Origin of the sequence: Flavobacterium sp. P21 (genome assembly GCF_050632225.1) — a bacterium.
GTDB lineage: Bacteria > Bacteroidota > Bacteroidia > Flavobacteriales > Flavobacteriaceae > Flavobacterium.
In genome coordinates, this window is the sequence record NZ_CP192585.1 from 728,751 (window position 1) to 741,856 (window position 13,106).

Below are 13,106 nucleotides of genomic sequence, written 5' to 3' on the forward strand. Positions count from 1 at the left end.
TTTTATTTTTTTATGATTTTAATGTATTCTGGAGTTTCGAAATAGATTTTAGCGGCATAAATTCCTGAAGGTTGATTTTCAAGATTCAACAATACTTTTCCATTTTCAATAGTGTAGTTTCTAGCCGAAACCAATTGACCGCCGAAATTGTACAATTCTATTGTAACTTCTTTGTCTTTTGTTGGAATTTCGATTTCAAAACTTCCAGTTGTAGGATTTGGATAAGTCGCTAAAGTTCCGTAAAGATCTAATGTAGCCACTTTTTTAGAATAAACTCCTTCGCAGGCTTTTGATGTAGCCACTTCTAATAAACCTCCTTTTTCAAGATCTAAAGAGAAATTAGATTCGTTTGTTTGAAATTGTGCCTGACCGTCAACAAAAACAGTAAATGGAGCAGTTCCGTCAATAATTTCAACATTAACTTTTTTATCAGTTACAACAGATTTTCCGGTAATAGTTGTTGCTTTTGCAATTGTAATAGTAAAGTTTTGTTCGAATGTGCGACCAGCAACCGTAATAGATACAGAGTAAGTTCCCGGAGCTAAACCTGAAACTTTTAAACTATTATTAGTAAAATCATAGTTTTTGCTATTTATTACAGCCGTATAGTTTTGAGTCGATTTTGCAGTAATATTTATTTCACCATTATTCTCATTTGAGCAAGATTCACTCTTAGATTCAACACTAAAATTATCAGCTGGTAAAGTTAGGATGGCGCCACAACTAGTGTTGTAAGTTGCAGTATCATCTTTTCTCATTGACCAGTTTGTGTTTGAGTAAGTTACATCATCAACCTGAATACAAGTTAAATCAGGATTTTTTCTAAAATCAAGTTGTGTGTCATATGTACCAGTAGTCAATTTTACATTATTGCCATTTTTGATGTTTAGATAAGTCAGTTTGTTATCAGAAACATTTAGAAAACCAACTTTTGAATTAGTTGAAATATCAATTGAAGTCAACTGATTTGATTGACAATAAAACGTATAAAGATCTTTGTTTTTAGTTAAATCTAATTCAGTTAACTGATTAGAATTACAAACGAAATGTTGTAAATATACTTGTTTAGATATATCTAGTTTTTTCAGTTGATTGTTATTACAAGTTAATTGCACTAAACTATTGTTTGAAAAGTCTAAACTAGTAAGGTTGTTTACCTGACATTGTAAATAAGATAACCCTCTGTTTCCTGAAATATCAAGAGTTGTTAATTGGTTATGATCACAATTTAATAAACTCAAATTAGTGTTTTTTGTAACATTTAAGTTACGCAGTGCATTGTTGCTACAAATAATTTCAGTTATAACAGTATTGTTTGTAAAGTCTAAAGAAGTTAGTTGATTTTCAAAGCAATAGATTAATCCTAAAGATGTATTTTTAGAAAGATCTAATTCTGTCAAACGGTTATTATTGGCTATAAGTCTTTTTAATGCTGTATTTTTAGAAAGATCTACTTTTGAAACATCATTATAAGAGAAATTTAATTGTTCTAGAGCGACAAAATCCTGAATTCCTGTTAAGTCTTTAATTGGACTTACCGGATTGTTAGAAGTTTCACTTACGTTAAGTTCTTTAAGTGTATTAATTCTTGAAGTAAGTACTCCTCCATTTACACCGTCAGTGTCAATTCCTAATGCAATTAATTTTTTCTCAAAATTAGCATCTGGAATAACCGTGAAAGCAGTTGCAGTACATTCCAAAGAATAATTTGCATTAGCATCTTTTGCATTTGCCCAATTTGAAGTAGCATAATTTATATCATCAACCTGAATGCATGTCAAAGAAGGATTGTTTTTGAAATTGCCCAAAGTCATGTTTACTAAATTGGTGTTTTTACCATTCTTTAGATTCAGGCTGTATAAATTATTTGAAGAGGATTGTATTTGAGTAAGTTCTGTATTTGCCGAAAGATTTAAACTTAAGATTTTGTTTGAGTTACAATTTAAAGTCGTCAGTTTAAGATTTTTTGTCAAATTTATTTCTGCCAATGAGTTAGAAGAAACGTTTAAGTCTTTTAAAGCAGTAAATCCTTCAATTCCTTTTAAGCTTGATATATTGCTGTTTGAAACATCAAGAGTAGTTACAGAAGCAATGCTTGAATTTAATACCTTACCATTTTTTCCATCAACATCTATTCCCAAAGAAATTAATTTATTTTCAAAATTAGCATCAGGAATTGCTGTAAATGAATTGCAAAGTTTATTGTAAGAAGCTGTTGCGTCTTTCAAGCTTGCCCAATTTGTATTAGAATAACTTTCATCATCTACTTGAATGCATACCAAATTTGGATTATTTGTAAATAATGAAGTGTTTTTGTTTAATAAAGTATTTTTTCCGTTGCTTAAATCTAAACTTACAAGTTTGTTTTTTGAACAGTCTAAAGAGTTTATGTTGAGGTTTTTAGTTAAATCTAAATAGATTAACTGATTGTTTTTACAAATCAAAGTCTCTAAGGCGACAAAATCCTGAATTCCAATTAAACTGGCAATTGAACTGTCTGAAACATCTAAAGATTTTATACTTGCAATGCTTTCTGTCAAAACTTTTCCGTTTACACCATCAGTATCAATTTTAAGAGCAATTAATCTGTTTTCAAAATTAGCATCTGGAATTGTGGTGTAAGCTCGGCAATCTGTAGAGAAATTTGCCCATGAATCTTTATAACTTGCCCAATTTAGATTGGCATAACTAGCATCATCAACCAAAATACAAGACAAAGCATGATTGTTGTTAAACTTTGTGTATTGCGTGAAATTTTTGTTATTACCATTTTTCAGGTTTAAATCATAAAGCAAATTATTAACAACATTTACTGAAGTCAGTAATTTGTTTTTTGAAAGATCAAGAGTTGTAAGCTTGTTTCTTTCAATATAAAAACTTTTCAAATTTAAATTAGCCGTAAGGTCAATATTTTCGATACTGTTATTGCTAAGAGTTAAATCTTCTAATTTCAGATTCTGTGAAACATCAATAGCATTAAGGCTGTTGACATCACATCTTAAACTTGTTAATAAAGTATTCTTTGAAACATCAAGAGTATATAATCTGTTATACCCTAAATCTAAAACGGTTAATTTTAAGTTTTTAGAAGGGTCAAAACTTGTTATGCTATTAGAAAGACAGTTTAAATAAGTAAGTTCTTTGTTTTCAGTGGTATTTAATTCTTTTAATTTATTAGTTCCGCATTCAAGTCTTTGCAATAATGGGCTTTTGGTAATATTTATACTCGTTAACTGATTATTGCTCGCAGGTAACGGTCTTTAAATTTACGTTTGCACTAAGATCTAAAGTCGTCAAAGTATTATTTTCACAAATTAAACTTTCCAATGCTATATTTTTAGAAAGATTTAAAGTTGTTAACTTATTCCCATTCAGTTTTATCGTTTTTAGTGCAGTATTGTTGTCAAAATTTACATTCGTTAATTTGTTGGCACCAAAGTCTACACTGGTTAATAATGTATTTTGAGATAAGTCGACAGCGTTTACGAAGTTATTATTATAACAATCAAGAAGGGTTAAGCTTTTATTATTTGTTAGGTTTAGCGTTTCAAGTGAATTACGCTGTAAAATTAAGGTTGTCAGTTTAGTATTGCTTGAAAGATCTAATTTTGTTAATGGATTACTGCTAAGAGTTAAACTCTCCAGATTAACATTCTTTGAAAGGTCGATTGTTGTTAATTTATTACTTGTTAGATCAAGTGTCTTCAACATTATGTTTTTTGAAAGATCTATAGAAGTCAACCCATATGTAGTACCTCCATAAGTCAGGCTTTCAAGAGCTGTAAAACCTTCTATTCCTGTTATGTCCTTAATGCTAACGGTAGTAAAATAGATTCTTAATGTTTTTACATTAGAAATTGCACTTGTAAGCACTTTTCCATTAACGCCGTCTTTATCGTAACCAAGACTAATTAAGTATCTTTCAAATTCGGCATCAGGTATTAATGTATATTGCTGATCATCGCATGAAATTGCATAATTTGGAGCTGTATCCTTAATACTTGCCCAATTCAAATTAGAATAAGCGACATTGTCTACCTGGATACAAGTCAGGTCTGGGTTGTTTTTAAAAGTTGAAGTAGTAGCTAAACGAGTGTTACTGCCATTCTTTAAATTGATAGTAGTAAGTTTATTTGAAGAACAATCTAAAAACGTAAGACTAGAATTTTTAGAAACATCTAATGTCTTTAAATTATTGCCTTGACAATTCAAACTTTGTAAAGATAGATTAGATGAAACGTCAAGAATGGTTAAGTTGCTGAAATTACAGTTTATAAAAGTTAATGCTGTATTGTTAGTTAAATTTATTCCGTTTGTAAAATCGTTGGCACTACAATTAATTTCTTTCAGAGATAAATTTTTAGTGACATTCAGGTCTTTTAGTTTGTTGTCATAACAATTTAAGGTTGTTAAATTTAAATTAGCAGTGACATCAAGACTTGTAATTAAATTGGTCGCACAATTTAAGCTTGTCAGAGCAGTATTTTTGCTAACATTTAAACTTGTTAATTTGTTTGAAAAACAATTCAAAGTAACCAGTGAAGTGTTGGTAGAAACATTAAGAGATGTTAAATTGTTAAAAGAACAAATTAACTGAGTTAATGCTTTAAAATCCTGAATACCGGTTAAGTCATTAATATTCAATCCGCTGACATTTAATGTTTTTAAGGAAGCAATGTTTGCAGTTAAAACCTGACCATCAGGAGTTCCAGAATCATATTTTTCATTGATTAGGAATTTTTCAAAATTAAGATCCGGAATCGATGTGTATTGTGCATAAATAGAAAAATTTGCCAAAAACAGCAACAAGAGTAGTTTTGTTTTCATAGAATAATTTTAGAAATAATGTCGCGCAATAGTACTTGTTTTTGCTTAGAATTCCTTACGGAAAACCGTAAGCAGGCTTTCTTTTAATTAAAAAAGCATGTGTGTTATATTAAATAAAAAGCTCCATTTTCAACTAATTGAAAATGGAGCTTTTATGGTTTTTGGACTTTTTATTATTCTACAACAATTTTCTTCACTGAAGAAGCATCTTGATTAATTAAGTACAAATAATAAACACCTCTTGGTAATCCAGACAAATCAATTTTAGTATTCGATTCATTTGAATTTAATTGGAATGATTTTACCAATTTGCCAGTTGTATCATAAACGGTAACTTTTTCTACAGAAACATTCTGAATGTTAACTTCGCCTTTTGTTGGATTCGGATAAACCACCGCTTTTCCAAAAACAGAATCTTCAAGACCAAGTGTACAAGTTTCTGAATAGCTTGTCGTTGTTTCTTTTATCTTCGACCAGTTTGCATTAGAATAAGCAACATCGTCAACTTTGATACAAGTAAGGCTTGAATTGTTTAAGAAACTTGTATAGATGGAAGCCGCTGTCTTTTTGCCAGTTTGAGTTGGTAGAATAAAGTTTTTATTATTGCCATTTTTAACATTCAGCGACACTAAAGGATTAAATTCTACAAAAATAAGTTCTAATAGAGGATTATGAGAAATATCCAAAGTTGTTAACTGATTGTTGCTGACATTCAATCTTTTCAATAATGGATTTTTGCTCAAATCTAATGTTGTCAATTTTGCATTATTGAAATAAAGATTTTCCAGTTTCGGATTTGATGTAACATCAAGCTGTGAAATATTAGTATAAATACAGTTCAAATCTTTTAGATTTGGCAGGTTTGATACGTTTAATGACGTCAGATTATTTTGGCCGCAATAAATGATTTCTAATTCAGGATTTGCAGAAAAATCAATGCTTGTCAGTAAATTTTGATCAGCAATTACGTAATGAACTTTTTTATTCTGAGACAAATCAATTGATGAAATTTTATTGTTACTGAATGCAAGATTAAATAATTCAGTATTTTTAGTTACATCTAAACTCGTCAATTTATTATTGTTCAGCGAAAGTTTTGTTAATAGTGTGTTTTTGCTGACATCAATTGAAGTTAAGTTGTTATTGTCACAATCTAAATAAGTCAAAGCTGTAAAGTTTTCCAGACCAGATAAATCAGTAATATTAGAATTTGATAAATCCAAAGATATAATTGAGCTAATATCGGCGGTGGCAATTTTTCCGTTAAGTCCATCTTTGTCAATTCCCAAATCGATTAACTTTTGTTCAAAAGCCGTATCGGTAATTGTTGTGTAAGAGGTACAATCTACATTGTAATTTGCAGAGCTGTCTTTAAAGCTTGTCCAGTTTTGGTTTGAATAAGCTTCATCATCAACCTGAATACAGTTTAAATCTAAATTTTTAGTAAAGTTAGAATTGCTGTTAAAGTTTTTATTGTTTCCATTTTTCAGGTTTAAAGAAACTAATTTATTGCCGCTGCAATCAAGAGAAGCCAAACTTTTGTTTTGTGAAACATCCAGCGCCGCTAATTGATTTCCGCCGCAATTAAGAGTTTGTAAACTTGCGAAACCTTTAATCCCTGTTAAGTCTTTGATATTGCTAGCTAAGACATTTAAAGAAGTTACATTTGAAATACTGCTATTTAAAACAGTTCCGTTTTTTCCATCTTTGTCGATTCCTAAAGCAATTAGTTTGTCCTCAAAAGCTGGGTCTGGTATTGCTGTTACGGTAGCGCAATCTACAGTTGAATATGATGCTGTAGCATCTTTAAAAGTAGACCATTTTTCATTAGAATAAATGGCATTGTCAACAACGATACATTTAAGCAAAGGATTTTTTGAAAAGTTAATTACATACGATTCCAATTGCATCACGCCATTGTTTCCATTTTTTAAGTTTACATTGGTCAGCAACGGATTTTCGGAGCAGAGAATAGTAGCTAAATTCGTGTTTTTAGAAACATCCAAGTTTGTTAACTGGTTTCTTTCGCACCATAATAATCGTAATTGTTTGTTATTTGAAACATCAATATCTGTTATTTGATTTGACGAACAAGCTAAATATTGCAAATTAAGATTCTTTGAAACATCGATGGCTTTTAAACTATTATTAGATATAACTAAGTTTTCAAGAGCAACATTTTTTGAAAGATCAATCGTTGTTAAATTATTATAATTAGCAACAAGATATTTTAATGCCAAATTTTTAGAAAGATCTAAGCGCGTCAATTTGTTTGACATTACATTTAAAGAATCTAAAGCTTTAAAATTCTCTATTCCTGTAAGATCAGAAATATTGCTATAGTAAAGATCCATATCTTTTACAGTAGAAATATTTGACGTTAAAACTTTTCCATCTGTTGCGCCTGAATCTAAACCAAGAGAAATTAATTTTTGCTCAAAGTTAACATCGGGAATTAAAGTGTATGTAGGTAAACAGTCCAACGAAAATGAAGCTGTGGCATCTTTATAAGATGTCCAATTTTTATTTGCATAAGCGACATCATCTACTAATATACAAGTTAAATCTGGATTGTTTTTTAGATTTAAAGAGGAGTCTAGAATGGTGTTTTTTCCATTTCTCAAGTTTAGTTCAACCAATTTATTGTTTGATACGTTTAAAGTGGTTAATGCTGTGTTTTTTGAAAGATCAAGATTTGTTAACTGATTTCCAAAACCGCTTATAAACCATAATTGAGTATTATGGCTCAGATCAATTTCTTTTAAATTGTTATTCTCAAAACCTAATCTTTGAAGATTTGTATTTTGGCTTAAATCTACAGTTGAAATTTGGTTTTTAGAAAGTTCTAAAGTATGGAGTTTGGTATTTTTTGTTACATCTATACTTGTAAAAGCATTATCTAAAATACCAATATTCTCTAACATTAAATTTTTGCTAAAATCAGCAGTCGTCAGTTTGTTACGGTCGCAGAAAAAGTATTTTAACGATGCAAAATCCTGTAATCCTGTTAAATCTGAAATATTGCTGTCGGCAACATCTAAGGTAACAACATAATTAATAGAAGAAGTTGCAACTTTTCCGTCTGGAGTTCCTGAATCAATTCCTAAATCAATTAATTTTTGCTCGAAATTTTTGTCAGGAATTAGAGTAAAGAAATCTGGACAATCTAAATTGTAATTTGCAGTTGTGTCTTTTTTGTCTACCCAATTATTGTTTGAATAGTCAACATCATCTACTTCAATACAAGTTAATGCCGGATTATTAGATAATTTCAGTGCTTGAGTTAGGAAGTTTTTGTTATTTCCGTTTTTTAAATTTAAATTTTGTAAAGACGCATTATTTGAACAATTCAAAATAGTTAAAGCCTTATTTTGACTAGCGTCTAACATTTTTAAATCATTAGACTCGCAAAATAATTGAGTTAAGTTTTTTTGTTTTGAGATGTCTATTGTTTTTATCTGATTGCCACTAAAATCTAATAAATCTAAAATAAGATTATCCTTTACATCTAAAGTTGTTAATTGATTATTTTCGGCAGTTAAGGCAAGTAAATTTACGTTCTTGTCAAGTGATAAATTGGCTAATTGGTTGTTGCCGCAATCTAAAATTTGCAACTTAGTGTTATTGCTTAAATCTAAAGATGTCAGAGAATTGTAAAAACACTGTATGAATTCTAATTCTGAGCATTTACTAATGTTTAAGCTCTTTAATTGATTTGATGAGCAAGTTAATTTTTTTAGAGCTATATTTTTATCTAAGTCTAAAGTTGTCAATTTATTTCCGCCACAATGTAGGTCTGTTAAAGATGTATTCTTGCTTACATTTATACTTTTTAGGTTATTTGAATCACATGCTAAATAGGTTAAAGAAGTAAAACCTTCAATTCCAGTTAAATCTGAAATAGAGCTTGAGCTTATATTTAAATTGGTAACAGCGAGCAATTTTTTCAGTCAAAACTTTTCCGTCTGCAACTCCAGAATCAAGATCCAAAGCGATTAATTTATTCTCAAAATTGACATCGGGAATCAATGTGTATCCATCTGTGCAATAGGTGTTAAAGCTTGCTGTTGCATCTTTTTTTGCTGTCCAATTTGTATTGGCATAAGCCACATCATCAACCTGAATACAAGTTAAATCTGGATTGTTTGTAAAACCAGAATTGTAAATATTTAAATTAGAATTATTGCCGTTTTTAACATTTAAGGTAGTCAGTTTATTTTTATGACACGCCAATTTTGTCAAAGCTGTATTTTGCGATACATCTAAACTTGTTAGCTGATTTCCATAACACCAAAAAGTTGTTAAAGCCTTGTTTTTAGAAACATCTATTGTGCTCAATTGGTTAGTTTGGCAATACAAGCTTGTTATTAAAGTGTTTTTGGTTATATCAAGATTTGTCAGATTATTTTCATGGCAATGAAAAAAGTTAGTGCTGTATTTTTAGAAACATCAATAGCAGTCAATTGGTTTGTAGAGCAGACAAATTCTTTTAAAGCAGTATATTTTGAAATATCAAGCGCAGTAAATTTGTTGCTGTTTAGATATAGTACTTCAAGTGTATTACTTTCAGGAAGCGTTATCGATGTTAATTGATTTTCTCCACACCAAAGCGTTTTCAAAGCTGTATTTTTAGAAACATCAAGAGTTGTGAAACTATTTTTGTCAAGAATTGCTTTGTCTAGTTTTGTGTTTGCGCTAAGATTTACATCAGTAAGTAAGTTATTAGTACAATTTAAGTTTGTTAACGAGGTACATTTTGATATATCAATAGAACTTATCTTATTATCGGAGAAATTTAATTCAGTTAAGGCTGTGTTTTTAGAAACGTCAAGAGTTGTCAGTTGATTTGACTCGCAAAATAAACGCGTTAGAGCTAAATTTTTAGAAAGATCAAGAGAGGTTATTTTGTTATAAGTACAGCTTAAAGCATATAATTTTGTGTTTTTAGAGAGATCAAGAGAAGTCAATGAATTAGTCCCGTCGCAATACAAGGACGTTAAATTAATGTTTTGAGAAACATCTATAGTTGGGATGTTAATGCCGCTTATATTTAAGTTCGTCAATGCAATGTCTTGTGAAACATCGATTTCGGTTAATTTTGTACCCGAAACATCCAGTATATTTAGATTTAAGTTTTTAGAAACATCTATAGTTGTAAGTGGATTAAGACTAGTGCTTAATTTATATAAATACAGATTTTTAGTGACGTCAATTGACGTTATTTTATTACCATTAATATTTAAAGTCCTTAAATCTGGATTTTTAGAAACGTCAAGATTAGTTAGCTGGTTTGAATTACAATCTAAAGTTTTTAAGTTTAAGTTTTTTGAAACATCCAATGTAGTTAGTTTACCATCGCCTCCTTCAAATCTTATTGCAGTTTTTCCTGAGCAAACCAATGTCTCTAAAGCGGTAAAACCTTCAATTCCTGTTAAGTCAGCAACGGTTCTAGTGTCAATTTCTAGAGATTTTACGTTTTTAATATTATTTGTCAGCACTTTTCCATTCTTACCGTCAGTGTCAATCCCTAATTCAATAAGTTTTTGCTCAAAATTAGCATCTGGAATTAAGGTGTAAAGGTCAAGTCTTTCAGGTGCATCTACATACATAGCCAAAATTTCTTGCGATGTTAATGCACGATTCCAAATACCAATATCATCTATTGTTCCTTTAAAATATTCATTAGTTGTATCTCCCGAGATTCGTTTTCCTATTCTAAAAATATTGTTTAGAGTGCTTAAATTAGCCGCTTTTTCAGAAGCCAAAACTCCATTTACATACAAAGATACTTTAGTTCCATTATAAGTAAGTGTAAAAAAGTACCAGTCATTACTTAAGTAATTAAAATTGTTTACATAAAAATCATCCCCCACTTGATTGGGGCCAGTCGTAGTTTGAAGATAGCCTTTTGAGTAAATGGTAAGACCAAATCGGCGCAATCTTGATAAAGAACCATAATTAAAGATAGATACATCTCCATTCTCGCCAGAATTTGGAGTGTTTGTTTTAAACCAACCAGAAATTGTTCTTGCGGCGTTGCCTTGAGGAATATTGGTAACATTAACGTCAATATAGTTGCTGATTCCATCAAAACTATAAGCGCTATTAGATTTTCCTGTTCTGTCTTGCGTCAATACAGCACCATTCACAGTACCATTATTAAGATTTCCGCTTATATCATTTGCGTTATTATCAAAAGGATAATAACCAATTAAGCCACTTTTAGGCACATAAGAGGGTACAGTTTGTGCAAAGTTTGAGAAAGTGATTAAAGAAAATAATAAAAGTAGTTTTGTCTTCATAGGATTAAATTAGTGATAAGGTAGGGCAAGAATAAGTAATTTCAGTTGAGTTTCCTTACGGAAAACCGTAATCATTTATTTGATCTTCAGATTTTTGAAAACCCAAAAAATAAAAAACCTTTAAAATTTTATAAGATTAGTTTTAAGTATTTGATACAAAGAGTCTTTTGTAAGCTTTCTGTTTCCTTAAAGTAAATTTAAATAATCATAAGACAGTGTTAATGGTTAGCTTTTTGTAACAAAAAGTCCTAATTTAGGCCCATCTTTTAACTTTAACGATACATTTAATCACATGAGTCATATAAAACCCTTAAAATTATCTGCTTTTGCTTTATTGGTTTTAGCAGGATGCGGCACTACTTTACAAGCGCAATCTGCTCGCTTCTAAAGAATTTATTAAGGCACCTTTGGCTGTTGTGAAAAAGGCACCAGTCACAGAAAATGAACTAAAAAGATGGAGTCACCTAGATTTGGTAAAAGATTCTATCCCAGGAATGAGTGTTGATAGGGCTTACGCCGAATTATTGCAAGGAAAAACAGGCCAGAAAGTAATCGTTGGGATTGTAGATTCTGGCATTGATATCGAGCATGAAGATTTGCAAGGAATGATTTGGACAAACCCAAAAGAAATTCCAGGCAACGGAATCGATGATGACAAAAACGGGTTCATTGATGATGTTCACGGTTGGAATTTTCTTGGCAATGCCGTTCACGAAAATCTTGAGTTGACACGTATTGTGAAAAAAGGCGATGACGGTTCTGCTCAATATAAAGTCGCTTTGGCACAATATAATGACAAGTACGATGAAGCTTTAAAAAATAAACAACAAGTTGACTTCTTGCTTGACGTTCATAATACAATCAAAAAAGAGTTAGGAAAAACAACGTATAAAGTTGAGGACTTAAACACTTTAACTTCTACAGATCCAAAAGTAGCAAGATCTAAAATGGTTATGACTCAGATTTTCACAAATGCAGGCCCGACTTTTGATCCCGAGGCTGATTTTGAAGAGTATAGAGAGCAAGTTTATGATGAGTTGAATTACAACTTAAATAAAGAATACGATGGAAGAAAAATCGTAGGCGATAACCCTGATGATATCAAAAACAATCATTATGGGAACAATATTGTTTTTGGTCCAGATAAAGAAAAAGCATTACACGGAACTCACGTTGCTGGAATTATTGGACAAGTCCGTGGCAATAATTTAGGAGGAGACGGAATCACAAACAATGTTGAAATCTTGACTGTAAGAGCAGTGCCAGATGGAGATGAATATGATAAGGATATTGCACTTGCGATTCGCTATGCAGTTGACAATGGAGCAAAAGTAATCAACGGAAGTTTTGGAAAAAGCTTTTCACCACATAAAGACTGGGTTTACGATGCGCTGAAATATGCGACAGAAAAAGATGTTTTGATCGTACACGCCGCAGGTAATGATGGATATAATATTGATGAAACAAAAAACATCAATTATCCAAATGATTCTAAAGACAATGTAAACGAGTTTACAAACAATGTAATCACTGTTGGCGCGATTAACAAACAATATGGCGAAAATGTAGTAGCAGGATTTTCAAATTTCGGAAAAATAAATGTTGATGTTTTTGCTCCGGGAGAAGAAATTTATGCAACAGTTCCAAACAATAAATACAAATATTTGCAAGGAACTTCAATGGCATCTCCAAATGTTGCTGGTGTAGCGGCATTGATTCGTTCATATTATCCAAAATTGAAAGCAGTTCAGGTGAAACAAATTTTAATGGATTCTGGAGTGGCGCTTCCTTCAAAAGTAGTTTTGGGCGAAAATGAAGAAACAGGCGAAAAACCAGCGACAGTTTCATCAACAGAATCATCTAGAACAGCTAAAATGGTAAATGCTTACAATGCGTTGCTTATGGCCGAAAAAATGTCAAAAAAATAACAAAACAGAATATATTAATCCGATGGAAGGGCGGCGGCTCTTCCATTTT

5 protein-coding genes and 1 pseudogene are annotated in these 13,106 nt (G+C 30.9%); 1 reads left to right on the forward strand and 5 read right to left on the reverse strand.

Annotation, left to right across the window (positions count from 1 at the left end; genetic code table 11):
* Positions 1-2: 2 nt before the first annotated feature.
* The 5 genes from ACQ9BO_RS03605 to ACQ9BO_RS03625 all read right to left on the reverse strand — a co-directional run bounded on the left by ACQ9BO_RS03605 (position 3) and on the right by ACQ9BO_RS03625 (position 11,129).
* Positions 3-3,200, reverse strand: coding sequence for a T9SS type A sorting domain-containing protein (locus ACQ9BO_RS03605; RefSeq protein ID WP_431243663.1), 3,198 nt, complete (start codon positions 3,198-3,200; stop codon positions 3-5).
* Between the two features lie 37 nt (positions 3,201-3,237).
* On the reverse strand, positions 3,238-4,827 hold the full coding sequence (locus ACQ9BO_RS03610) for a hypothetical protein (RefSeq protein WP_431243664.1): 1,590 nt from the start codon (positions 4,825-4,827) through the stop codon (positions 3,238-3,240).
* Between the two features lie 173 nt (positions 4,828-5,000).
* On the reverse strand, positions 5,001-8,768 hold the full coding sequence (locus ACQ9BO_RS03615; RefSeq protein ID WP_431243665.1) for a leucine-rich repeat domain-containing protein: 3,768 nt from the start codon (positions 8,766-8,768) through the stop codon (positions 5,001-5,003).
* The gene (locus ACQ9BO_RS03620; protein WP_431243666.1) at positions 8,707-9,165 is read right to left on the reverse strand and encodes a hypothetical protein; all 459 of its coding nucleotides are present in this window, start codon (positions 9,163-9,165) and stop codon (positions 8,707-8,709) included. Before ACQ9BO_RS03620 ends, ACQ9BO_RS03615 begins: the two co-directional genes overlap by 62 nt.
* A 59-nt stretch (positions 9,166-9,224) precedes the next feature.
* Positions 9,225-11,129 carry a leucine-rich repeat domain-containing protein gene (locus ACQ9BO_RS03625; protein ID WP_431243667.1) on the reverse strand — a complete coding sequence of 635 codons (1,905 nt, stop codon included), beginning with the start codon at positions 11,127-11,129 and terminating at the stop codon, positions 9,225-9,227.
* A 292-nt stretch (positions 11,130-11,421) separates the two neighbouring features.
* Here ACQ9BO_RS03625 and ACQ9BO_RS03630 point away from each other — a divergent pair.
* Positions 11,422-13,057, forward strand: a pseudogene (locus ACQ9BO_RS03630) (S8 family peptidase).
* Positions 13,058-13,106: the final 49 nt, after the last annotated feature.

Bases quoted from the DNA above. Each gene is read 5' to 3' on its own strand.
- ACQ9BO_RS03610 (WP_431243664.1), bottom strand. From the start codon at position 4,827: ATGAAAACAAAACTACTCTTGTTGCTGTTTTTGGCAAATTTTTCTATT.
- ACQ9BO_RS03625 (WP_431243667.1), bottom strand. From the start codon at position 11,129: ATGAAGACAAAACTACTTTTATTATTTTCTTTAATCACTTTCTCAAAC.